Source organism: Variovorax paradoxus B4, assembly GCF_000463015.1.
Taxonomy (GTDB): domain Bacteria; phylum Pseudomonadota; class Gammaproteobacteria; order Burkholderiales; family Burkholderiaceae_C; genus Variovorax; species Variovorax paradoxus_E.
On record NC_022247.1, the window covers coordinates 2,908,173 to 2,930,006 of the forward strand.

Genomic DNA, 21,834 nt, shown 5'->3' on the forward strand with positions numbered 1-21,834 from the left:
ATCTGCACGGCCCGAACAGGAGGTCTGGAGAAATAGGCAAAGACTTTGCAGGAACGCGCTCGCCATGCCCGGCGCTGCGGCCGGATACTTTTGCGGTCGATGGGGGCTTTCCGGCCCCTTCCAGTGCCACCCCCACCCAAAGGACACCTCTCATGCAGTACCGCAAATTCGGCCGCACCGGCCTGTTCGTTTCCGAACTCTGCCTCGGCACCATGACCTTCGGCGGCTCCAGCGGCATCTGGGGCCAGATCGGCAACCTCCAGCAGTCGGAGGCGGAAAGCCTGGTCGGCCGCGCGCTCGACGCCGGCATCAACTTCATCGACACCGCCGACGTGTATTCCGAAGGCCTTTCGGAAACCATCACCGGCCAGGCGCTGAAGAACCTCAAGGTGCCGCGCGAGAACGTCGTGGTCGCCACCAAGGTTTTCGGCGAAACCGGCAAGAGCGCCAACGCGGCCGGCGCCTCGCGTTACCACATCATGGATGGCGTGAAGGCCAGCCTGAAGCGCCTGCAGCTGGACCACATCGACCTGTACCAGATCCACGGCTTCGACCCGGTCACGCCCATCGAGGAAACCGTGCGCGCGCTGGACAACCTGGTGCAGCAGGGCCACGTGCGCTACGTGGGCGTCTCGAACTGGGCGGCCTGGCAGATCATGAAGGCGCTGGGCATTGCCGAGCGCCAAGGGCTCGCGCGCTTCGAATCGCTGCAGGCCTACTACACCATCGCCGGGCGTGACCTGGAACGCGAACTGGCGCCAATGCTGCAGAGCGAAAGCCTCGGCCTGATGGTCTGGAGCCCGCTGGCGGGCGGCCTGCTGAGCGGCAAGTACGGGCGTGGCACCGAAGCCGAAAAAGGCAGCCGGCGCACCAGCTTCGACTTTCCGCCGGTGAACGTCGAACGCGCCTACGACTGCATCGACGTGATGCGCCAGCTGGCCGAAGCGCGCAAGGTGTCGGTGGCGCAGATTGCGCTCGCGTGGCTGCTGCACCAGCCGGTGGTGACCAGCGTGATCGTCGGCGCCAAGCGCGTCGAGCAGCTGGACGACAATATCGCCGCCACCGCCATCCGGCTCTCCGCCGAAGAGCTGGCCGAACTCGGCAAGGTGAGCGCCCTGCCCTCCGAGTACCCGGGCTGGATGCTCGAGCGCCAGGGCGGCGCACGGGCGAAACGCCTCGCCGAGTCAGGCCAGCGCGGCTGACCGGTGCGCGGCGTGGGCCGCGGTGGCGCGCAATGCGCGCAGATCGATGTGCCGCGCGGCGGTTGCCGCCGAGGGCTCGGCCAGGTGCGGCACCACGCCGAGCAATGGCGCACCGAGCCGGCCGCGCAGCGTCTGGAGGTTGGCCTCAGGTGCCAGCATCCCCGGCTCGACGGCGCTCGCGATCCACCCTGCCAGCACGAGCCCGCGCGCGCGGATGGCTTCCGCCGTGAGCAGCGCGTGGTTCAGGCAGCCGAGCCGCAGCCCGACCACGAGGATCACCGGCAGGCCCAGCGCCACGGCCAGGTCGGCGCTGTCGAGGTCGTCGCCGAACGGCACGCAGAACCCGCCCACGCCTTCGACGACCACCGCATCGGCGCACTGCGACAACGCCGCAAAGGCCGACAGCAGCGGCGGCAACGCGATACGTACGCCCTCCTCCCGCGCCGCCAGGTGCGGCGACATCGGCGCGCGCAGCAGGTACGGGCAGCGCAAGGCCAACGGCACATCGACATTGCCGGCCGCGCGCAGCTGCTCGACGTCATCGTTGCGCCAACCACCGTCGACCGGCTCCAGACCCGCGGCCACCGGCTTCATGCCGACCGCCCGCAGGCCCGAGGCGGCCAGCAGGCTCAGCATCGCGCTGCTGGCCAGCGTCTTGCCGACGCCCGTGTCGGTGCCCGTGACGAACCAGCGGCGGTGCGTCATTGGTGCACCCTTGGCGCTGCGCTCATTGGGTAACCTCCGTGCTCCGCACTGCGGTGCGAGCCCCCTTCGGAACGGCCGGGCGGGAGCTCATAAGGCAACCTCCTTCCAGGGCTGCGCCAACGCGTCGCCCAGGGCACCGAGCAGCCGTGCCACGTCGGCCTCGCCGTGGCTGGCCGACAGCGTGATCCGCAGCCGCGCGGTGCCGGCGGGCACGGTCGGCGGGCGGATCGCACCGACGCGCAAGCCACGGGCGTCGAGCTGCGCCATCGTCCGCATCGCGCGCGCGTTGTCGCCGACGATCAGCGGCTGGATGGCGGTGGGCGAATCCGGCAGCCAGGCGCTGCCATCCGGCGGCAGGATCGCCTCGAGACCCCGGCGCAGCTGGGCGATGCGCGCCTTCAGCCGGGCGCGGCGCATGTGGCCTTCCTCGCCTTCGATCAGCGTGAGGCTGGCCAGCAGCGCGTGCGCGATGGCCGGCGGCGCGGCGGTCGTGAAGATGTACGGCCGCGCCCGCTGCACGAGGTAGTCGATCACGGTGCGGTGCGCCGCCACGAACGCGCCCGACACCCCGGCCGCCTTGCCGAGCGTGCCGATGAGCACCAGCCGCTCCGAGCGCAGGCCCATGGCCTGCAGCACGCCCCGGCCCGTGGCGCCCAGCACGCCGAAGCCGTGCGCGTCGTCCAACACCAGCCAGGCGTCGTGGCGCTCCGCCAGCGCGAGCAGTTCGGCCACCGGCGCGATGTTGCCGTCCATGCTGAAGACCGCATCGCTCACGATCAGCTTGACCGGCGCATCGCAGGAGCCGAGTTGCGCATCGAGCGCGGCCACGTCGCAATGCGGATAGCGCTCGACGCGCGCCTTGGCCAGCCGCGCCCCGTCGATCAGCGACGCATGGTTGAGCGACTCGGAAAAGATCACCGCCTCGGCGCCGCCGAGCGCCGACAGCACCGCGAGGTTGGCCATGTAGCCCGTGCAGAAGAACAGGCTTTGCGCCTCGGGGATGAACGGCGCCATCCAGCCGGCCAGCCGCTCCTCGAGCTCGGCATGCGCACGCGAGTGGCCGAGGATCAGGTGCGACCCGCCGCTGCCCGTGCCGTAGCGCGCCGCGCCTTCGGCCAGTGCGGCGGCCAGGGCCGGATGGGCGGCAAGGCCGAGGTAATCGTTGCTGCTGAAGCCGAGCATGGTGCGCTGCGCGGCCGCGCCGGCCAGCGTCAGCGATTGCTCGGGAGCGCAGGCCGTTTCGGCAATCTGCCGGCGGCGGCGCAGCGACTGCGCATCGAGCGCCGTGATCTCGTCCTGCAGGCGTTCAAGCAAGCGCGGCATCGCGGCCTCCTTCTGCGTGGTCTTCATCGGTGGGGGCGGCCACCGCCTGCAGCGTGGCCAGCGTGCCATCGACCAGCAGGTCGATGTCGCCGTCGCCGATCGCATAGGGCGGCATGAGGTAGACGGTCGCACCAATGGGGCGCATCAGCAGTCCGTTCGCCCGTGCAGCAAGGTGAAAGCGCTCCGCGAATCGGGCACCGGGTTCGCACACGTCGAAGGCCGTGATCATTCCGCGCTGGCGCAGGTGATCGACGGGCATGCCGTGGAGCCCTTCGCGCAACCGGTCGATCAACCGTTCGGCGCGGGCACGGTTGCGGCGCAACGCGTCTTCACGCTCGAACAGGTCGAGTGTCGCGAGCGCCGCGCGGCAAGCCAGCGCGTTGCCGGTGTAGGAATGGGAATGCAGAAAGCTGCGCGCCGCGTCGTCGTCCACGAAGCCTTCGTAGATCGCATCGCGCGTCATCACCAGCGCCAGTGGCAGGTAGCCGCCGCTGATGCCTTTGGAAAGGCACAGGAAATCGGGCCAGATGCCGGCCTGCTCGCACGCGAAGAAGCTGCCGGTGCGCCCGCACCCCACCGCAATCTCGTCGGCAATGAGGTGCACGCCGTAGCGATCGCACAGTGCGCGCACGAGGCGCAGGTATTCGGGGGCGTGCATCGCCATGCCGGTGGCGCATTGCACCAGCGGCTCGACGATCACGGCCGCGATCGATGCATGCCGTTCGATCAGCAGCGCTTCGAGTTCGGCCGCGGCGCGCCGCGCCACGGCGGCTGCGTCCTCGCCCGGCCGCGCGGCCCTTGCGTCGGGCGACGCGACGAGGTGCGCATGCGCGAGCAGCGGCGCGTAGGCGTCGCGGAACACCGGCACGTCGGTCACATGTAGCGCGCCCAGCGTTTCGCCGTGATAGCCCTGCCGCAGCGCGACGAAGTTCTGCTTGCCGCTGCGGCCCGCATTGCGCCACGCATGAAAGCTCATCTTCAATGCGATCTCCACCGCCGAGGCGCCATCGGAGGCGTAGAAGCAATGGCCCAGCGCATGGCCGGTCAGCGCGGCAAGCCGCTCGGCCAGCTCGACGGCCGGCGCGTGCGTGCAGCCCGCGAGCATCACATGCGAGAGCGTGTCGAGCTGGTCCTTCAGCGCGGCGTTGATGGCCGGGTGCGCATGGCCGAAGAGATTGACCCACCACGAACTCGTCGCATCGAGGTAGCGGCGTCCGTCGTGGTCGAACAGCCAGACGCCCTCGCCCCGCGCGATCGGCAACGGCGGCACCGCCTCGAGCCGGATGCTCTGCGTGCACGGATGCCAGACGTGGCGCCGGCTGCGCTGCTGCCAGCCGGCGTTTTTCGACGGTGCGGGCGTCGAGGGAGAAGCAATCGTTGGCGGCATCCGCGCATTCCTTTTGGGGGGCAAGGCGCGGGATCGTATCGGCGCAAATCCAGCGCGGCAAACCGCTGGCTCGGGTGTGAAGATGCCCATACTTGAACGACATTGGCCGGCGTAGGCTGCTCGTTCAGTTCAACCTCGCGCAACAGGACGGCTTCGCATGCGGAGGCCACCCCGAAGAGGAAATGCAAGTTGTCTTACAGACGACAAAGATAGCGGCGGAATATCGAGTTCTCACCCCATACCAGGCCGCCATTCCTGTGATCGGACAGTCAAATGGCCGATCTCGACTATCGGCAAATGCGGGGCCTGGCGGCGCACGCCGCGCACCTCTGGGCCCTTCCCGGCATGAGGCTTGGACGACGCCCGCCGTGGGCCTATTCCCACACCAGGGGGCCGGCGCCGCGCGGACAAATAAATGTCCACCACTCTTTCGAAGGAGCAGCTCATGTCCAAGACGAACCCCAACACGCCCGACGAGCGTGGTTCGTTGCCTCCCCAGCACAACAAGGCCGGCCACCAGAGCCCGACACCCCGCAACGAGCCACGCCGGACCGTCGAGAGCCGCCACGACCGCGAAAGCCATGTCGGCGGCAGCAACCAGAGCCAGTCCCGCCGGGGCGGCTCGACGCATTGAGGGCGCCCGCCTGAACACCACCGTCACATCGAGTTCGACGTGTCCCATCGCAACGAGGCCACTGCTGCCCTGAAAGCGCTCAGCGTGGCGACCGATGCCTGCCGCGAGTGCCCGCTGGGAGCGCACGCCACCCAATCGGTCTTCGGCGAAGGTCCGGTCGGCGCGGTGCTGATGGTGGTGGGCGAGCAGCCGGGCGACAAGGAGGACCTGGTGGGCCGCCCTTTCGTCGGCCCCGCCGGCAAGCTGTTCGACCGCGCGGTAGCAGAACTCGGCTGGTCGCGCGAGAACCTCTACGTGACCAATGCGGTGAAGCATTTCAAGTACGAGTTGCGCGGCAAGCGGCGCATGCACAAGACTCCTGGCCAACGTGAGGCGCAGGCCTGCCACCACTGGCTCGAAAGCGAGATGGAACTCGTGCAGCCGCGCGCCTATGTGGCGCTCGGCGCCACGGCCGCACGCTCACTGCTCGGCCGCCCCGTTGCGGTGATGAAGGAGCGCGGCCAATGGATCGAGGAAGCAGCGACCGGCCGCCGCGTGCTGGTCACGCTGCATCCCTCCGCCCTGCTGCGCGGCGATCCTTTGCAGCGCGAAGCCGCGTGGAAAGCCTGGCTCGAGGACCTGTCGGTGGCTTCCGACCTGATGAAAAAAGCCGCGGCCAAACGCCCGGCCGAGAAACAGCCTGCCGCAAAAAAGCCTGCGGCGAGGCCCGCCGCAAGTCATGTGCGCCGCCGCGTGCGCATGGTGATGGAATAGCGCAGCGCCTCGGTTGGCGCAATGCTGTGCTGCCATGCCCAGCGCGCTTCGCTGCGCAGCATGTAGATGGACCGCGGCTCGATCAGCAGTTGAAGGCTGGCGGGTGCGGTGGCGCTGGCCGGCGGATACGGCCGCAGCTGCATCACCGCATCGCTCTGCAATGAGACACCCACGATGTCCTCGAAGTCCGGCACGTCGCGATGCCAGCCGAGCGGCGTGCCGGGCCTGTATTCGGACAGCAGCACATGGGTGAAATCCTCGGGTCTCATGCCCATCCATGCGGCCACCCTCGCGCGCAGCGGGTGAAGCGCCGGCGGCATCGCAGTGCCCGGACGCAGCCGGTGCTTGTCGAAGTCGTAGCTGCCGCCAAAGCTGATGCCGCGGCGGCGCGCGGTGTATTCCTTGTAGCGCATCTCCCGCAGCTCGAAGCCCTGCACGAGGCGCAGCAGCTCCTCTTCCTCGGTGCGCGTGAGAAATTCGCGCTCGTAGCGCAGGCCCTCGATGGCGGCCGCTGGCGCCTCGCCGAACAGGTCGGGCTCGTCGGCGAACTGGATGTGCCTAGCGGAGCGCATCGAGGTTTTCTCCTTCGCCGGCGTGCACCGGCCCGCCCAGGCGCAGTTCCCACCAGGGCGGCAGCAGCTGCCGGATCTCGGCACGCGCGAAGCGGTCGTCCAGCAGGTGCAGCACGCCGCTGTCCTGCTCGGTGCGAATGACGCGGCCGGCCGCCTGCACCACCTTTTGCAGGCCGGGATAGAGGTAGGTGTATTCGTAGCCCTTGCCGAAACGCGCCTGCATGCGCTCGCGCGTAATCTCGTTCAGCGCGTTGTGCTGCGGCAGGCCCAGGCTCGCCACGAAGGCGCCGATCAACCGGCTGCCGGGCAGGTCGATGCCTTCGCCGAACGCGCCGCCGAGCACGGCAAAGCCGATGCCGCGGCCACCCTCCTCGAAGCGCGCGAGAAAGCCGTGGCGCTCGGCCTCGGCCATGCCGCGCGTCTGGCCCCATACCGGCACGCTAGGGTACCTGGCCAGGAAGGCCGCGCAGGCTTTCTCGAGATAGTCGAAGCTGCTGAAGAACGCGAGGTAGTTGCCCGGCATGCGCTCGAACTGGGTGCCGATGATCTCGGCCACGCTGCGCAGCGATTCCGCGCGGTCGCGGAACCGGGTCGACACATGCATGGCCACTTCGACGCTCAACTGCTGGCTGCGGAATGGCGAAGCCACGTCGAGCAGCATCGTCTGCGGCGGCAGCCCGAGCGCGTCGCGGTAGAACTCGAAGGGCGACAAGGTGCCGGAAAAACAGGTGACCGATGCGGCATCCGCGAAGCGGGGTTCGAGAAACGGCGCCGGCACCAGGTTGCGAATGGCGAGGCTGCGCTGCTGCTGGTCGTGCGCGGGGCCCAGCGTGCGCTCGAACACGGAATGGTCGTCGAAGGCATCGGCCAGCCGGGCGAACTGCAGCGCATCGAAGAAGAAGCGCTGCAGCGGCCCCTGCGCCGCGTCGGGCGTGGCCGCAAAGTACTCGCCCATGGCCGTGTTGGCCGCCTGCAGGGTGCGCGCGAAGCGCTCGGGAATCGCGTCGGCGGTGTCGTAGGGCTCGGCCTGCGCCTGCTGCACCGTGTCCCATTCACGGTACAGCCGGCCCAGCGCGCCGCGCACCGACGCAGGCGCCACGCGGTGGGCTTCTTCCAGTGCGAGCCCGTCGAGCCGGGCGGTGTACATGCCGCGCGCGCGCTCCAGCAGGTTGTGCGCCTCGTCGACCAGCACTGCCGCGCGCCATTCGGCGTCCTTCATGGTGGCGTAGAGAAAGGCGCTGCCGTCGAAGTAGTAGTTGTAGTCGCCCACGATCACGTCGCACCAGTGCGCCATTTCTTGCGCGAGGAAATAGGGGCACACGGTGTGCGCCAGTGCAATTCTTCGCAGCGCCTGCCGGTCGAGCCCGGCGGCTTGTGCCGCCTCCTCGCGGGCGGCGGGCAGGCGGTCGTAGAAGCCCTTGGCGAGCGGACACGCATCGCCGTTGCAGGCCCGGTCGGGGTATTCGCAGACCTTCTCGCGCGCCGTGAGTTCGAGCACCCGCACCTGCGCGCAGTCCTTGCCCAGCACGCCGAAGGCGTCGAGCGCCACGGCGCGGCCCGAGGTCTTGGCGGTGAGAAAGAATATCTTGTCGATCTTTTGCGCAGCCCGCGCCTTCAGCAGCGGAAAGATGGTGGCCAGCGTCTTGCCGATGCCGGTGGGCGCCTGCGCCATCAGGCAGCGCCCGTTCACGGCCGCGCGGTAGACGGCCTCGGCCAGTTCCCGCTGGCCGGCTCGGAACGAGCCATGCGGAAATTCGAGCCGGCCGAGCGCATGGCCCAGCACAGCATGGTGCGCGGCCTCGCTCTGCGCCCAGGCGCTGTAGCGTTCGCACAGAAGCTCGAAATGCGCCTGCAGCGCAGCCCGCGTGTGCTGCTCTTCCAGCACGGTTTCCTCGCCGGTGCCGAGGTCCAGGTACACCAGTGCCACGGTGATGTGCTCGTAGCCGAGCATCTCGCACAGCATCCAGCCGTAGCAGCGGGCCTGGGCCCAGTGCAGTGCCCGGTGGTTGCCGCGGATGGCGTCGAAGTCGCCGCGGAAGGTCTTGATCTCCTCGACGCGGGGTTCGCGCGGGTCGTGCCCGTCGGCACGGCCGCGCACCTTGAGCGCGCCGCATTGCGAGACCAGCGGCACCTCGCTTTCATAGGCATCGCCGCGCCGGCCCTGCACGAGCGCGTGTCCGGCCATGCCTTCGAGCGCGCTGGGCGCGGGCACGAAACGCAGATCGAGGTCGCCGGCCTTGGCACCGAAGGCGCACAGGGCCTTCACGGAAACGGTGCGAGCATCGGACGCCTCTGCTGGCGGCTGGGTGGAAGGGTCCGTGGTCACGGCTAATGCTGTATAAAACAACAGTATAGCGAGCGCACCGCTGCAAAACGGTATCGGGGCCTTCTCCGACACCCGGCGCCGCGGAATTCGGCAAGACTTCAAAAGTTTTGCTTACAAATCCTGTTCGAATGAAAACCCCGACCGCGATCGACCCCGACGACTTCGACCGCCTGCTGAGCCGCAACCTGAAGTGGCCGCTGCTTGGCGGCCTGATCGGCGCCCTGCTGTTCGTCGGCCTGATCGTGTTTTTGCTGCTGACCCTCAGCCGGGTCGAGTACACCGATCGCGTGACGCGCAGTGCCGGCGAGCTGCAGCGCCGCAGCACCGATATGGAAACGGGCCTGCGCGGTTTCCTGATCACCGGCGAGGAGAGCTTTCTCGAGCCCTACCAGAGCGCGCTGCCAAGAATCAAGAGCGATGCCGCGGCGCTGCGGCAGCTGGTGTCTGACAACCGGCAGCAGACGGAGCGGGTCGAGCGCATCGCGGCGCTCCAGGAAGCCTGGAACGGATTTGCGCAAGACCTGATCGCCTTGCGCCGCTCGGGCGCCGACTACCCGCAGGCGGTGCGGCAAGGCCGGGGCAAGCAGCTGCGCGACGACATGCGCGCCGAGTTCGCAGCCTTCATGGACACCGAGGAGGGCCTGCGCTACCAGCGCAACGAGGAAGCCAACCGCACGGCCTGGCTGGTGGTGTCCGTGTTCCTGCTGTTCACGCTGGTGTTCACCGGCATGGTGGCCTACTTCGGCCGCCGGCAACTCATGCGGCTTTCGAACAGCTACGACGCGGTGCTGCGGGACCAGGCCGCGCACGCCGAGCGGCTGGCGCAACAGGCATGGCTGCGCAGCGCGCAGACCGAGCTGGTGGGCGAACTGGTGGGCGAATTGAACGCGAACGACCTGGGCCGCAAGGTCCTGGCCTTCTTCTCGCGCCACCTGGCCAGCGCGGTCGGCGCGCTGTACGTGCGCGAGCGGCACGGCACGCTGCGCCGCGCCGCGAGCTACGGCTTCTCGATGGAAGCCGAGGCTTCGCCGCAGGTGTTCTCGCCGACCCAGAGCCTGGTCGGCCAGGCGGCCGCCGAACGGCGCCGCATGCTGGTCGAGCCGATCCAGGCCGACTACCTGAAGGTCAATTCGGGCCTCGGCGAGATGGCGCCCGCGGCCGTGCTGCTGGTGCCCGTGTCGAGCGACGGCATCGTGAACGGCGTGATCGAACTCGGCCTGCCGGGCGTGCCCGATGCGCGGACCAACGAATTGCTCGACCTGGTGGCCGAGGACATCGGCGATTCCCTCGCGGCGGCGCGCTACCGCGAGCAGCTGCAGGACGCATTGGCCGAGACGCAGCAGTTGAACGAGGAACTGCAGGTGCAGCAGGAAGAGCTGCGCACCGCCAATGAAGAGCTCGAGGAGCAGTCGCGCGCGTTGCGGGCTTCGCAGGCCATGCTGGAGAACCAGCAGGCCGAGCTGGAGCAGACCAACAGCCAGCTTTCCGAGCGCACCGAGGCGCTGGACCAGCGCAATGCGGCCCTGCGCCGCGTGCAGCGCGACCTGGAAGATCGCGCCGACGAACTGCAGCGCGCCAGCCGCTACAAGTCGGAGTTCCTGGCCAACATGTCACACGAGCTGCGCACACCGCTCAACAGCGCGCTCATCCTGGCCAAGCTGCTCGGCGACAACCCGCAGGGCAACCTGAGCCCCGAGCAGGTGAAGTTCGCGGAATCGATCTACTCGTCGGGCAACGATCTGCTGGTGCTGATCAACGACATCCTCGACATCTCCAAGGTCGAGGCGGGCAAGCTCGAAGTGGTGGTCGAGGAGGTGGCGCTCGACAAGCTTGCACAGAGCCTGGAGAGCACCTTCGGGCCGCTGGCCGCCGAGAAGCAGCTGGCCTTCCGGATGGAAATACGGCCCGGCGTGCCTGCCACGCTGGTCACCGACCGCCACCGGGTCGAGCAGATTCTGAAGAACCTGCTCTCCAATGCGATCAAGTTCACCGGCAGCGGCGAGGTGGCGCTTGTGGTCTCGGCGGCTGCGAATGGCGGTGCGCTCTTCGCGGTGAGCGATTCGGGCATCGGCATTTCGCCCGAGCAGAAGGAGCTGATCTTCGAAGCCTTCCACCAGGCCGACGGCACCACCAGTCGCCGCTATGGCGGCACCGGCCTCGGGCTTTCGATTTCGCGCGATCTCACGCGCCTGCTGGGCGGCACGCTCGCGGTGCAAAGCCAGCCCGGACAGGGCAGCACCTTCACGCTGCAGCTGCCGGCCGCGGCGCCCCAGGCCTCGCAACAGGCAGCTCAGGCACCCGCTCCAGCGCCCGCAAAGTCCGCCGCGGTGCGCACGCCCTTCCCTGCCGCGCATGCCGCTCCCGCGGCACCGGTGCCACCCGTTGCCGTGCCGCCGCCGTCCTTTGCCGACGACCGCACGATGCCGCCCGACCAGGTGCGCCGGGTGCTCGTGATCGAGGACGAGCCGCAGTTCGCGCACATCCTCTACGACCTGGCGCACGAGCTCGGCTACCGCTGCCTGGTCGCCCATGGCGCGGCCGACGGCTTCGAACTGGCGCACCAGTTCCTGCCAGATGCCATCCTGCTCGACATGCGCCTTCCCGACAGCACCGGGCTTGGCCTGCTGCAGCGCCTGAAGGATTCGCCGCAGACGCGCCACATCCCGATCCACGTGGTCTCCGCCGCCGACGACGCGCAGGCCGCCGCCCTGCACATGGGCGCCATCGGCTATGCGCAGAAGCCGGCCACGCGCGCCGAGCTGATGCAGGTGTTCGCCCGGCTCGAGGAAAAGCTCGCGCAGAAGGTCAAGGCCGTGCTGCTGGTGGAGGACGATGCGCTGCAGCGCGAAAGCGTGATCCGGCTGATCGGCGACCAAGACATCGAGATTGCCGCCGTGGGCTCCGGCGAAGAGGCGCTCGAACTGCTGCGCAGGCGCGTCTTCGACTGCATGATCACCGACCTGCACCTGCCCGACATGCAGGGCAGCGAGCTGCTCAAGCGCATGGCGTCGGAGGAAATCGTTTCGTTCCCGCCCGTGATCGTCTATACCGGGCGCAACCTCACGCGCGACGAGGAAGCCGAACTGCAGCGCTATTCGCGCTCCATCATCATCAAGGGCGCACGCTCGCCGGAACGCCTGCTGGACGAGGTCACGCTGTTCCTGCACAAGGTCGAGGCCGAGCTGTCCAGCGAACGCCAGGGCATGCTGAAGGCGGCGCGCGGGCGCGACCGCATCTTCGAGGGCCGCACCATCCTGCTGGTGGACGACGACGTGCGCAACCTCTTCGCGCTCACGAGCGCGCTGGAGCAGCGCGGCGCCTCGGTCGAGATCGGCCGCAACGGCCGCGAGGCGCTCGAAAAGCTCGACCAGGCGCGCGAGATCGACCTGGTGCTGATGGACGTGATGATGCCGGAGATGGACGGCCTGGAGGCCACGCGCCGGCTGCGCGCGGACCCGCGCTTCGAGAAGCTGCCCGTGATCGCCATCACCGCCAAGGCCATGAAGGACGATCGCGAGCAGTGCCTGGCCGCGGGCGCCAGCGACTACCTGGCCAAGCCTGTGGATTTGGAGCGCCTGTTCTCGCTTCTGCGCGTGTGGATGCCCAAAATGGAGCGGCTGTGAACCGCAATGCCGCTCCCCTGCCCCTCGCATGTCCGTTGAGCAACACGGAGATCGAGCTGCGGCTGCTGATGGAAGCGATCTACCTGCGGTACAGCTACGACTTCCGCAACTACACGGTGGCTTCGCAGAAGCGCCGCGTGCTGCACGCGCTGGCGCAGCTCGGGCTCCCGAGCATCTCGGCATTGCAGGAGAAGGTGCTGCGCGACCCGCTGCTGTTCGGCCGGCTGCTCGAGTACCTGACGATTCCCGTGAGCGAAATGTTCCGCGACCCGGCCTACTTTCTGGCGCTGCGCCGGCACGTGGTGCCGATCCTGCACACCTATGCGTCCATCAAGGTGTGGGTGGCGGGCTGCAGCACCGGCGAGGAAGTGTTTTCGCTGGCCATCCTGCTGCGCGAGGAAGGGCTGCTCTCCCGCACCCAGATCTACGCCACCGACATCAACCCCGCCTCGCTCGAGAAGGCACGGCAAGGCATCTTCCCGATCGAATCGATCCGCGGCTACACGGGCAACTACCAGCGCGCCGGCGGCCGCAGTTCTTTTTCCGACTACTACACTGCGGCCTACGACGCCGCGCGCTTCGACCCGGCGCTGTGCGCGGACGTCATCTTTGCCGACCACAGCCTGGCCACCGACAGCGTGTTCGCCGAGACGCAGCTCGTGTCGTGCCGCAACGTGCTCATCTATTTCAACCGCGAGCTTCAGGACCGGGCACTCGGCCTGTTCCACGAGTCGCTCTGCCACCGCGGCTTTCTGGGGCTGGGCGCCAAGGAGAGCATCGATTTCTCGAGCTACTCCGAGCGCTTCGACGCCCACTCGCAGCCAGAACGCATCTATCGCAAGGCCACATGAAACCGAATGATCGCCAATCTCCCGGCCGGCGCGTCGAGGCCATCGTGGTCGGCGCGTCGGCGGGCGGCATCGAAGCGCTGATGGTGCTGCTGCACGGCATTCCGCCGCCGTGGCGCCTTCCGGTGGCCGTGGTCCTGCACCTGCCCGAAGGCCACGAAAGCCACCTCGCCGAGATCTTTGCCGAGCGCCTGCGCATGCCGGTGCACGAGGCCGCCGACAAGATGCCGCTCGCGCCCGGCAGCCTGTATTTCGCGCCGCCCGGCTATCACCTGTCGATCGAGCGCGATCGCTGTTTTTCCCTCAGCTGCGAGCCGCCCGTGCGCTTTTCGCGGCCGTCGATCGATGTGCTGATGGCCTCCGCCGCCGATGCCTACGGCCCCGCGCTGGCCGGGTTCCTGCTCACGGGCGCGAACGACGACGGCGCCGAAGGCCTCTTGCGCATTCACCTGGCCGGCGGCATCACCGCCGTCCAGGACCCGAAGGAAGCCCGGATTCCCACCATGCCCCAGGCAGCCATCGCCCGCCATTCCCCCGATCACGTGCTTCCCATGCGCGAGCTTCGCGCATTGCTCTTGCAACTGGAGTCCGCCCATGCCGATTGACGTCGAAAGCAATCTGCTGATCGTCGATGACCTGCCCGCAAACCTTCTTGCGCTGGAGGCTCTGATTCGCGGCCCGGGGCGCGCGGTGTACCGCGCGACCTCGGCCGAGGAGGCGCTGGCGCTGCTGCTCGACCACGAGTTCGCGCTGGCCATTCTCGATGTGCAGATGCCCGGCATGAACGGCTTCGAGCTGGCCGAGCTGATGCGCGGCACGGAGCGCACGCGGCACATCCCGATCATCTTCGTGACGGCGGCGGGCCGCGATTCGAACTACGCCTTCCAGGGCTACGAAAGCGGCGCGGTCGACTTCCTGTACAAGCCGCTCGATCCGCATGCCGTCACGAGCAAGGTCAACGTGTTCGTCGACCTGCATTGCCACCGCAAGGCGCTGCGGCACGAAATGGACGCGCTCGCGGTTGCCAACCGCAAGCAGGAAGAACTGGTGCAGCAGCTGCGCCACACCCAGCGCGAACTCGAACGCGCGGTGCGCATGCGCGACGATTTCATGTCGATGGTTTCGCACGAGCTGCGCACGCCGCTCAACACCCTGTATCTCGAAACGCAGCTGCGCCAGGTCCATGTGTCCAAGGGCAATCTGGAGTCCTTTGCGGCAGATCGCCTGCCCGCCATGATCGAGCGCGACCAGCGGCAGATCCGCAACATGGTGCGGCTGATCGACGACATGCTCGACGTCACGCGCATGCGAAGGGACGCGCTGTCGATCCAGCCCAAGCCGGTCGACCTTGCCGCGCTCGCACGGGCCGTGGTGGAAGGCCTCAAGCAGCAGGCCGAGGCCGCGGGCTCGGCCATTGCGCTGGAAGCGCCGCGCGAGCTACCCGGCGTGTGGGACGAGTTCCGCATCGAACAGGTGCTGACCAACCTGCTGACCAACGCGCTGCGCTACGGCGGCGGCAAGCCCGTGGAGATGGTGCTGCGCGAGCTCGGCGGCACCGCGCACATCACCGTACGCGACCAGGGCATCGGCATTGCGCCCGAAGACCAGGAGCGCATCTTCGAGCAGTTCGAACGCACCGACGACAGCCGCAAGCATGCGCCCGGGCTGGGCCTCGGGCTCTACATCACGCGCAAGATCGTGTGCCTGCATGACGGGCGCATCGAGGTGGAAAGCAGGCCCGGCGAAGGCTCGCTGTTCCATGTCGAACTGCCGCTGCAGGCCGCCGCGAAGACTGCGACGCAAGTGCGGACGTAGGTGCCCTCCTACTGCACGGAAGGCGATTGGCCGGGATACTGGGTGGATACACCTTGCTTGAAAGCCTCCCCCCAGTGAATGTGCTGATCGTCGATGACAACGAAGCCGCGGCAGACCTGCTGCAGGAACTCCTGACGCTGCAGGACCACACCGCCCGCTGCACCTATACGGCGCAACAGGCGATGGATGCCGCTGCCGAGGAGCGCTTCGATGCGGCGCTCATCGACCTCACGCTGCCCGACTTTCCCGGTGCCGAGGTGGCACGGCGGCTGCGTTCAGCCGCGGCAGACCGCGGCCCGCGGCTGCTCGTGGCCATTTCGGGGTTTTCGGAGGAAGAGGCGGCCGGCGCCGCAACGCGGAACCTGTTCGACCACCATCTTCAGAAGCCCATCGACATGGGCGAACTGTCCGCCATCCTGTCCGCGCCACGCTGAGCGCATTCGGCCGGTCAGTCCCGGTCTTCGTATTCCCGGTCGTTCTCCCATTCGTCGCCGTTCGGCGGGCGGTAGGGGTAGCCCGGCCCGTAGTAGATCCGCCCGGGCGGCGGCGCATAGACGGGCGCCGGGCGGTAATACACGGGCGGCGGCGGCCGGTAGTACACCGGCGGCGCCGGGGCGTAGTAGATCGGCTGCGGATAGTAGGCGGGCGGTGGCGGCGCGTAGTACGGCGCCGGGTAGCCGCCCGCGCCGATCTGCACCGACCAGCTTCCGCGCGCGCTGGCCGCACCCGCGGCGAGCAGCGCACTGGCCGCGATCGCGCCGAACGCCATCCATTTGAAAACAGAAGAACGATTGTTTTTGAATTTCACTGTGGCTCCCATGCGGGGGTGCTGACGACCAGCACCCCATGGCGGTTTCAACGCTCGAGGCACTCTGCGAGTGCACCTGCAATCCCGGCAGATCGTTGCCAAACGTCACTGCACCGGGCGCGCGCGGCACTCAGTTCGTGATCTCGCGGCGCGAAAGCTGCACTTCGGCGCCGGCTGTGTTGAAGGCGATGGTCGGCGCGGTGAAATCGCTCAGCGGCGCGCCAAGACCGATCTCGCCGCGTCCGTGCAGCACGCATTCCTCGCGCCGCAGCGCGACTTCATGGCTCGGCCCGCCATTGCCGTGAAACCGGACCCAGGTGCCATAGGTGCTCAGGTCGGTCAGCACGCAGCTGCCATGCCGCAGCTCGATGCGCGCATGCAGCCTCGAGACGCGCGGATCGTTCACCACGAACTGCGCGTCGTGCACCCGCCCGAGGTGGATCGGCAGCTCTTCGATGCGGAACACGGAGCGCACGTCGAGCCATGCCAGCTCGATCTGGCCCAGCGACGAATCGGGCAGCCGCAGCGGCGTCAGCGCAGCCGGCAGCGTGAGGAACGAAGTCATTTCGTCCTGCCAGTCGATGCGGTGCACGGCCGACATCTCGCTGCGCCCTCGAATGGTGATCAGGCCCAGGTCGCGATGCCGTACACCGATCTCGCTCAATTGTGCAATGGCCGCATCGGTGGCCCAGATCTGCCCGGGCCCCGCCAGATCGCTCAGGCGCGACGCCAGGTTGACGGCATCGCCGAAGCAATCGCCCTCGACCTCGACCACCTCGCCGCTTGCAACGCCGATCTGCAGCGCCATGCGCAGCGGCACCGGCCAGGTCATGAGGCGCTTCTGGTGGTAGCGCTGCAGTTCGATCACCGCCGGCATCGCAGTGGCGGCGTTCGAAAAAATCGCGAACACGCCATCGCCGAGCGACTTCACCACCCTGCCGCCGTGGGCCTGGCAGACGCTGCCGATCCATTGGGTGAGCCGTGTCACCGTGTCGGTGGCACGCGCATTTCCCATGGCTTCGAAAACCCTGGAGCTTCCGGTCAGGTCTGCAAAAACGACTGTGGAATTGACGTCCATGCTGTGACAGCAGTTTGTTTGTATTACTTAGGTACTCAAATCTCTACAATAGCTTTAAGTGCAACGTAAAGTGTGTTGTTTACAAACAAGAAACAGTGTTCCAGAACTTGTGAATCGCCCGCATGAGGCTTAAGGTAGCAACCGTCCTGGCTTCCGGCAATACGCTTTTAGTCCACATGCTGCCCTTTCGTAGCTTTTTCCGCTTCCTCGGAATTCCCGGTACGGGGTCTCCCCGGGTGGGAGAGAACCAGCTGGGACGCATCCGGGCTGCCATGCTGTCGGTGCTGCAGGTTCATGGCGGACACTCGGTTCAGCGCGTTGCCCAGCGCGTGCGGTTTGCAACCGACGTGGAGTCGCTCTGGTACCTGCGGCAGGACGTGATGGTTGCCCTGAGCGCCATCGACGGCGAAGCCGCTGCCCGCCGCCAGATGAAAGCCATCAACAGCATGTTCAAGGGCGGCCTGCCCGGCTCGATGGGCCCGCGCGCCCACCAGCGCTTCACCCACTGAGTGCACTGATACCGCGGCGCCCTGCGTTCAATGCGCATGGCCGTGGTCATGCGCATGGTGGCCATGCCGATGGCCCCACACCATGAAGACGTCGCGTCCCTCGGCCGCCAGCTCGACCTTCGCGCCGACGGGCAGCAGCACCTTGGTCGGCACATGCCCGAAAGGCAGGCCGGCAAGCACCGGCACCTTGAGCGTGGCGCGCAGCCGGTCGACCACCGTATCGAACCCGAAACCGCGGTCGTAGCCCGGCACCTTGCGCATGCCGGTGAACTGGCCGAAGACGATGGCACGCTGCCTGGCCAGCACGCCGGCCATGCGCAACTGCTCGAGCATGCGCTCGATGCGGTACGGATGCTCGTTGGTGTCCTCGATGAAAAGCACGCCCTTTTCCACCGCCGGGAAATACGGGGTTCCCAGCAGGCTCGTGAGCACGCAAAGATTGCCGCCCCACAGGGTTGCGTCGTGCACGGGCTTTACTTTCAGGCCGGCATCGCGCACCGGCATGCGCCAGCCGGTGCCTTCGCCCTGCCCGCTCACCAGGTCGTCGAAGCAGGCTTCCATGATGTCGTCCGCACCGCCCTCGGCACCGAAGTCTTCGCCGACCGCGGGGCCCGCCCAGGTCACGGCGCCGGTCTTGGCGAGCAGTGCGCACTGCAGCGCGGTGAAGTCGCTGAGGCCGACGAATTCGGTGCCGCGCTGGATCGCCTTGGCCACGGCCTTGTACGGGATGGCGTCGAGGATGCGCGTGAGCCCGTAGCCACCGCGTGCGATCAGTGCAATGTGGGCGCCGCTGGCGGCTGCGCGGGTGATTGCAGCGAGCCGCGTCGCGTCGTCGCCCGCAAAGCGCTGGTACACGGCGAGCGCCGTTTCGTCGACTTCGACCTCGTAGCCCAGGGCCTTGAGTCTTGCCACGCCGCGCCGGAAGGCGGCCTTGTCGCGAATCGCGCTGGAAGGGGAATAGATGTAGATGTGTTTGGTCACGGCGTCGAGTATCCCATTGCGTTGCGCACCTCCCGGGCGAGCAGCGCAGCCTGCTGAACGCTCGGGCCGGAGGACGACGCCATGGGCCCGAGCGCGCGCAGGGCGGCCTGGTAGCCGCGGTCGGGGAACGGCGCGCGCCATGCATCGTCCACCGGCTCGCCGCCTTCGGGCGCGAGCAGCACGGCTGCAAACAGGCCGCCCCTTCCGGCCTGCAGCCGCGTGGCGAGCCCGGTGGCCGCGGCGCTGTGCACCAGCACCATCGGCGCCGGCTGCATGCGGTCGAGCCATTCGTTCAGGACCTGGCAGTGCCATTCGAGCCGGTGCGCCGCTTCGCGCTTGGGCTTGTCGCTCTTGCCGAAACCGATCAGGTCGGGCACCAGCGTGCGCAGCCCGGGCGCACCGACGAGATGGCGGAAAAAGTAGCCCCATTCGCCGGGACCATGAAGGCAAAGGCAAGCGGCGGCGGAGCCGTCCTGCGGACCCTCGTCGAGGTAGTGCATGCGCCAGCCTTGCAGGCTGGGCAGGTCCTGGACGTAGCGCGGTTCAAAGGCGTAGTCGGCGAGCGCGTCGAAGCGCTCCACCGGCGTGCGCAGCGCATCGTCGCGCAAGGGCTCGGCCTGTTCGCGCGCCGCGTCACGGCGCTGCTGGAAGAAAGCTTGCAGCACCGCGCTGCACTCCGCGGCCAGCACGCCACCTTGCACCTGCGTGCGGTGGTTCAGCCGGGGTTCGGCAAAGAGATCGAGCACCGAGCCGGCCGCGCCGGTCTTGGGGTCGGCCGCACCGTACACCACGCGCGCGAGCCGCGCATGCAGCATGGCGCCCGCGCACATCGCGCAGGGCTCGAGCGTGACGAACAGCTCGCAGCCGTCGAGCCGGTAGTTGCCGAGCGCGGCGGCGCCGGCGCGCAGCGCGTTGATCTCGGCATGGGCACTCGGGTCGTGCTGCGCGACCGGCGTGTTGCGCCCGGTGGCAACGAACTGCCCGTTCCTGACCAGCACCGCGCCGACCGGCACCTCGCCTGCCTCGGCCGCCAGGCGCGCCTCGGCCAGCGCGAGCGCCATCCAGTGCGCATCGTCCATGGGCTTGGAAGCGGGCTCAGTTGTCATCCGGCATCTTGCGCGCCTGCGCTGCGGCGTCGAGCGCGTCCTTGACCTGCTTTTGCACCTGCTGGACCTGCGTACGGGGATCGGCGGGCGCCTCGCCGGACGCGGGCGCGGCAACGCTGGTGAGCTGCTTCTTCGCGACAACCCCGGCGATCACAAGCGCCAGCAGCAGGCCGACCAGTCCGAACATGCGCATCTCAGCTTCCTTGCGCCACGGGTGCTTCGGCCGTCATGCCCAGGCGCTCCATCCACACGGCCAGCGCCTTCTCGTCGGGCGTGCCGGCGCTGTAGACGGCATGCATGGCGGCGTGCGATTCGCGCCGGTGCTGGTTCAGCTTGACCTTGCATTGCAGTGCGCTCACGCGCAGCTCGAACCCGACGATGCCGGCCAGCATCTTGAGCTGGAACTCCTCGCCCAGGTCGCGCCATTGCTGTGCGTAGCCGGGCTCGTGCTCGCCGATGAGCTTCTTGAGCAGCGCGTCCTTGGCTGCGGGCTCCTCGATCAGCCGGGCCTCCACGGTGCAGTGCACCACCAGGTAGTTCCAGGTTGGCACGCGTGCGAGGTCCGGATAGACCGAGGGCGACAGGTAGGCATGCGGGCCGAGAAAGGTGACGACGGCCTGCGGCCGCGCCTGCAGATGGCGCCAGTGCGGATTGGGCTTGGCGCAGTGGCCCAGCAGCACCAGCTGGCCGCCCTCCTGCTGCTCGGACACCAGCGGCAGGTGCGTGACGTAGGGCAGGCCCTCGTCGTCGTTCGAGATCAGGCTGGCGAAGGGGTGTGCGCGCATGAGCTCCAGCGCGATGGCCGGGTCCTTGGCGTTGAATTGCGGCGGCATGTACATGGGGCAATTTCCTCGTGGTGAGGCTCCGATTGTCCCCGAGCCGCCTTACCCTATCTTGTGCGCGGCGCTTCCAGCAGCTTCACCATGGCCGTGTAGCCGCGGGCCCGGGCCAGCTGGAGCGGCGTGTTGCCCTGCCTGTCGGCCAGCGCAAGGTTGGCGCCGGCATCGATCAGCGCGGCCAGCGTGCGCTGGTGGCGCGGGCCGCCGTCGCCCAGCACGATCGATTCGATCACCGCGGTCCAGTGCAGGTTGTTCATGTGGTCGAGGGGCGCGCCGGCCGCGATCAGCTGGCGCACCACTTCATCATGGCCCAGGTGCGCGGCGGCAATGAGCGCAGTGCCGTCGTAGCGGCTCGTCACCTGCCCGGCCTTCGCGCCGAGCGACAGCATCAGCGCGAGCGTCGCGGCATCGTCGGCCACCGAGGCGATGGTGATGGCGTCGTAGCGGTCGTCATCGAGCAGGTCGAGGTTTGCGCCGGCCTTGGCAAGCAGCTTCACCGCCTCGCGCTGCCGTGCATGGGTGGCAACGTGCAAGGGCGTGCGGCCCCGCACATCGCGTGCGTCGAGATTGGCGCCCGAGGCGATCAAGCCCTTCAGCTTCGGCAGGTCGCCCTGCCAGGCCGCCCGGTGCAGCCCTTCATAGGCCAGCAGCTCGGCGGCCTGCGGCGGCACCTGGGCCGACACACCGGCCGATGCGCCCAACCCGAGCGCGATCGCCAGCAACCCGGACCAGATGCCGTGCTTCATCATCAGCCCAGCTGGCCCTTGACCTTCTCGATGGCGGCGTTGGCGCACTGGTCGTCCAGGTGGCCGCCCGGCGCACCGCCGACGCCCACGGCGCCGATCACTTCGTTGCCCGACTTCACAGGCACGCCGCCGCCCAGCAGCAGGAAGCCCGGCAGGTACACCAGGTTCGCGGCGCCGGGGTTCTTCTGCGCGCCTTCCATCATGGCCTGCGTCGCGCCCTTGGCCGATGCCGAGGTCCATGCCTTGCGCTCGCTCGAAGCCAGCGTGTGCGGGCCGGCGTTGTCGGCGCGCTGCACGGCGCGCACGGTGCCGGCGCGGTCGACCACGGTGGCGGCCACGCTGTAGCCGTTGGCGGCGCAGGCGGCCACGGCTTCGGCTGCGATCTGGTTGGCCAGCGCGAGCGAGATGTTCTTCTCGGTGCGCACCGCGGGTGCCGGCGTCTGGGCCTGGACGGCCGATGCGGCAAGCAGGATGGCGAGAGCGCCGAAGCGAAGGTTGGAACGCATTTTTGATTTCTCCGGTGAATGCAGGGTGATGGCGCCGGCTGTTTGTCGGCGGCTGCGCCACTGTAGAAAACAC

Annotated in this window: 22 protein-coding genes; 9 read left to right on the top strand and 13 right to left on the bottom strand. The window is 68.2% G+C overall.

Annotation, left to right across the window (positions count from 1 at the left end; genetic code table 11):
- Positions 1–152: 152 nt before the first annotated feature.
- The gene (locus VAPA_RS13485; RefSeq protein WP_021007330.1) at positions 153–1,202 is read left to right on the top strand and encodes an aldo/keto reductase; all 1,050 of its coding nucleotides are present in this window, start codon (positions 153–155) and stop codon (positions 1,200–1,202) included.
- Here VAPA_RS13485 and bioD read toward each other — a convergent pair.
- The 3 genes from bioD to bioA all read right to left on the bottom strand — a co-directional run bounded on the left by bioD (position 1,185) and on the right by bioA (position 4,617).
- Positions 1,185–1,907 carry a dethiobiotin synthase gene (gene bioD / locus VAPA_RS13490; RefSeq protein ID WP_021007331.1) on the bottom strand — a complete coding sequence of 241 codons (723 nt, stop codon included), beginning with the start codon at positions 1,905–1,907 and terminating at the stop codon, positions 1,185–1,187. The two genes, VAPA_RS13485 and bioD, sit on opposite strands and share 18 nt — an antisense overlap.
- An 87-nt stretch (positions 1,908–1,994) precedes the next feature.
- Entirely contained in the window at positions 1,995–3,230 is a 1,236-nt protein-coding gene (gene bioF, locus VAPA_RS13495; protein ID WP_021007332.1) for an 8-amino-7-oxononanoate synthase, read from the bottom strand.
- Positions 3,214–4,617, bottom strand: a complete 1,404-nt coding sequence (gene bioA, locus VAPA_RS13500) for an adenosylmethionine--8-amino-7-oxononanoate transaminase (protein ID WP_021007333.1) — start codon at positions 4,615–4,617, stop codon at positions 3,214–3,216. The genes bioF and bioA overlap by 17 nt, the downstream gene beginning before the upstream one ends.
- Positions 4,618–5,062: 445 nt before the next feature.
- Between bioA and VAPA_RS13505 the strand changes: the two genes are divergently transcribed.
- Together VAPA_RS13505 and VAPA_RS13510 are read left to right on the top strand one after the other, a co-directional pair.
- The gene (locus VAPA_RS13505; protein WP_021007334.1) at positions 5,063–5,251 is read left to right on the top strand and encodes a hypothetical protein; all 189 of its coding nucleotides are present in this window, start codon (positions 5,063–5,065) and stop codon (positions 5,249–5,251) included.
- Between the two features lie 27 nt (positions 5,252–5,278).
- A complete protein-coding gene (locus tag VAPA_RS13510; protein WP_080666809.1) occupies positions 5,279–6,004 on the top strand; it encodes a UdgX family uracil-DNA binding protein in 726 nt (241 codons plus the stop codon).
- Here the strand turns inward: VAPA_RS13510 and VAPA_RS13515 are convergent.
- A complete protein-coding gene (locus VAPA_RS13515) occupies positions 5,968–6,576 on the bottom strand; it encodes an alpha-ketoglutarate-dependent dioxygenase AlkB (RefSeq protein WP_021007336.1) in 609 nt (202 codons plus the stop codon). The genes VAPA_RS13510 and VAPA_RS13515 overlap by 37 nt on opposite strands.
- Entirely contained in the window at positions 6,563–8,902 is a 2,340-nt protein-coding gene (locus VAPA_RS13520) for a helicase C-terminal domain-containing protein (RefSeq protein ID WP_041946108.1), read from the bottom strand. The genes VAPA_RS13515 and VAPA_RS13520 overlap by 14 nt, the downstream gene beginning before the upstream one ends.
- 128 nt (positions 8,903–9,030) lie before the next feature.
- Here VAPA_RS13520 and VAPA_RS13525 point away from each other — a divergent pair, with 128 nt between their 5' ends.
- From VAPA_RS13525 to VAPA_RS13545, 5 genes are all read left to right on the top strand, one after another.
- On the top strand, positions 9,031–12,525 hold the full coding sequence (locus VAPA_RS13525) for a response regulator (RefSeq protein ID WP_021007338.1): 3,495 nt from the start codon (positions 9,031–9,033) through the stop codon (positions 12,523–12,525).
- On the top strand, positions 12,522–13,376 hold the full coding sequence (locus VAPA_RS13530; protein ID WP_021007339.1) for a CheR family methyltransferase: 855 nt from the start codon (positions 12,522–12,524) through the stop codon (positions 13,374–13,376). Before VAPA_RS13525 ends, VAPA_RS13530 begins: the two co-directional genes overlap by 4 nt.
- The gene (locus VAPA_RS13535; protein ID WP_021007340.1) at positions 13,373–13,978 is read left to right on the top strand and encodes a chemotaxis protein CheB; all 606 of its coding nucleotides are present in this window, start codon (positions 13,373–13,375) and stop codon (positions 13,976–13,978) included. Before VAPA_RS13530 ends, VAPA_RS13535 begins: the two co-directional genes overlap by 4 nt.
- Positions 13,968–15,188, top strand: coding sequence for a hybrid sensor histidine kinase/response regulator (locus VAPA_RS13540; RefSeq protein ID WP_021007341.1), 1,221 nt, complete (start codon positions 13,968–13,970; stop codon positions 15,186–15,188). The genes VAPA_RS13535 and VAPA_RS13540 overlap by 11 nt, the downstream gene beginning before the upstream one ends.
- A gap of 74 nt (positions 15,189–15,262) precedes the next feature.
- Positions 15,263–15,622, top strand: a complete 360-nt coding sequence (locus tag VAPA_RS13545; RefSeq protein ID WP_196305711.1) for a response regulator — start codon at positions 15,263–15,265, stop codon at positions 15,620–15,622.
- Between the two features lie 14 nt (positions 15,623–15,636).
- Here the strand turns inward: VAPA_RS13545 and VAPA_RS13550 are convergent, their stop codons facing one another.
- Positions 15,637–15,996 carry a hypothetical protein gene (locus VAPA_RS13550; RefSeq protein ID WP_021007343.1) on the bottom strand — a complete coding sequence of 120 codons (360 nt, stop codon included), beginning with the start codon at positions 15,994–15,996 and terminating at the stop codon, positions 15,637–15,639.
- A 130-nt stretch (positions 15,997–16,126) separates the two neighbouring features.
- The gene (locus tag VAPA_RS13555) at positions 16,127–17,074 is read right to left on the bottom strand and encodes an adenylate/guanylate cyclase domain-containing protein (RefSeq protein ID WP_021007344.1); all 948 of its coding nucleotides are present in this window, start codon (positions 17,072–17,074) and stop codon (positions 16,127–16,129) included.
- Positions 17,075–17,310: 236 nt separating this feature from the next.
- Between VAPA_RS13555 and VAPA_RS13560 the strand changes: the two genes are divergently transcribed.
- Entirely contained in the window at positions 17,311–17,583 is a 273-nt protein-coding gene (locus VAPA_RS13560) for a hypothetical protein (RefSeq protein ID WP_230558869.1), read from the top strand.
- A 27-nt stretch (positions 17,584–17,610) separates the two neighbouring features.
- Here the strand turns inward: VAPA_RS13560 and VAPA_RS13565 are convergent, their stop codons facing one another.
- The 6 genes from VAPA_RS13565 to VAPA_RS13590 are packed head-to-tail and all read right to left on the bottom strand — an operon-like array spanning position 17,611 to position 21,761.
- The gene (locus VAPA_RS13565) at positions 17,611–18,564 is read right to left on the bottom strand and encodes an LD-carboxypeptidase (RefSeq protein ID WP_021007346.1); all 954 of its coding nucleotides are present in this window, start codon (positions 18,562–18,564) and stop codon (positions 17,611–17,613) included.
- The gene (gene tadA, locus VAPA_RS13570) at positions 18,561–19,670 is read right to left on the bottom strand and encodes a tRNA adenosine(34) deaminase TadA (RefSeq protein WP_021007347.1); all 1,110 of its coding nucleotides are present in this window, start codon (positions 19,668–19,670) and stop codon (positions 18,561–18,563) included. Before tadA ends, VAPA_RS13565 begins: the two co-directional genes overlap by 4 nt.
- The gene (locus VAPA_RS13575) at positions 19,660–19,857 is read right to left on the bottom strand and encodes a hypothetical protein (protein WP_413470466.1); all 198 of its coding nucleotides are present in this window, start codon (positions 19,855–19,857) and stop codon (positions 19,660–19,662) included. Before VAPA_RS13575 ends, tadA begins: the two co-directional genes overlap by 11 nt.
- Positions 19,858–19,864: 7 nt before the next feature.
- A complete protein-coding gene (locus tag VAPA_RS13580) occupies positions 19,865–20,509 on the bottom strand; it encodes an FMN-binding negative transcriptional regulator (RefSeq protein ID WP_021007349.1) in 645 nt (214 codons plus the stop codon).
- Positions 20,510–20,559: 50 nt separating this feature from the next.
- Positions 20,560–21,258 (bottom strand): ankyrin repeat domain-containing protein, encoded by a 699-nt coding sequence (locus tag VAPA_RS13585; protein ID WP_021007350.1) that lies wholly within the window; start codon positions 21,256–21,258, stop codon positions 20,560–20,562.
- Positions 21,258–21,761, bottom strand: a complete 504-nt coding sequence (locus VAPA_RS13590; RefSeq protein WP_021007351.1) for a GlcG/HbpS family heme-binding protein — start codon at positions 21,759–21,761, stop codon at positions 21,258–21,260. Before VAPA_RS13590 ends, VAPA_RS13585 begins: the two co-directional genes overlap by 1 nt.
- Positions 21,762–21,834 lie beyond the last annotated feature (73 nt).

What these genes read in the sequence shown, in the direction of transcription:
- VAPA_RS13535 (WP_021007340.1), top strand. Translation starts at nt 13,373, where the DNA reads ATGAAACCGAATGATCGCCAATCTCCCGGCCGGCGCGTCGAGGCCATC.
- VAPA_RS13555 (WP_021007344.1), bottom strand. Translation starts at nt 17,074, where the DNA reads ATGGACGTCAATTCCACAGTCGTTTTTGCAGACCTGACCGGAAGCTCC.
- VAPA_RS13485 (WP_021007330.1), top strand. Translation starts at nt 153, where the DNA reads ATGCAGTACCGCAAATTCGGCCGCACCGGCCTGTTCGTTTCCGAACTC.
- VAPA_RS13540 (WP_021007341.1), top strand. Translation starts at nt 13,968, where the DNA reads ATGCCGATTGACGTCGAAAGCAATCTGCTGATCGTCGATGACCTGCCC.
- VAPA_RS13575 (WP_413470466.1), bottom strand. Translation starts at nt 19,857, where the DNA reads ATGTTCGGACTGGTCGGCCTGCTGCTGGCGCTTGTGATCGCCGGGGTT.
- VAPA_RS13590 (WP_021007351.1), bottom strand. Translation starts at nt 21,761, where the DNA reads ATGCGTTCCAACCTTCGCTTCGGCGCTCTCGCCATCCTGCTTGCCGCA.
- VAPA_RS13580 (WP_021007349.1), bottom strand. Translation starts at nt 20,509, where the DNA reads ATGTACATGCCGCCGCAATTCAACGCCAAGGACCCGGCCATCGCGCTG.
- VAPA_RS13585 (WP_021007350.1), bottom strand. Translation starts at nt 21,258, where the DNA reads ATGATGAAGCACGGCATCTGGTCCGGGTTGCTGGCGATCGCGCTCGGG.
- VAPA_RS13525 (WP_021007338.1), top strand. Translation starts at nt 9,031, where the DNA reads ATGAAAACCCCGACCGCGATCGACCCCGACGACTTCGACCGCCTGCTG.
- VAPA_RS13515 (WP_021007336.1), bottom strand. Translation starts at nt 6,576, where the DNA reads ATGCGCTCCGCTAGGCACATCCAGTTCGCCGACGAGCCCGACCTGTTC.
- bioA (WP_021007333.1), bottom strand. Translation starts at nt 4,617, where the DNA reads ATGCCGCCAACGATTGCTTCTCCCTCGACGCCCGCACCGTCGAAAAAC.
- VAPA_RS13505 (WP_021007334.1), top strand. Translation starts at nt 5,063, where the DNA reads ATGTCCAAGACGAACCCCAACACGCCCGACGAGCGTGGTTCGTTGCCT.
- bioF (WP_021007332.1), bottom strand. Translation starts at nt 3,230, where the DNA reads ATGCCGCGCTTGCTTGAACGCCTGCAGGACGAGATCACGGCGCTCGAT.
- bioD (WP_021007331.1), bottom strand. Translation starts at nt 1,907, where the DNA reads ATGACGCACCGCCGCTGGTTCGTCACGGGCACCGACACGGGCGTCGGC.
- tadA (WP_021007347.1), bottom strand. Translation starts at nt 19,670, where the DNA reads ATGACAACTGAGCCCGCTTCCAAGCCCATGGACGATGCGCACTGGATG.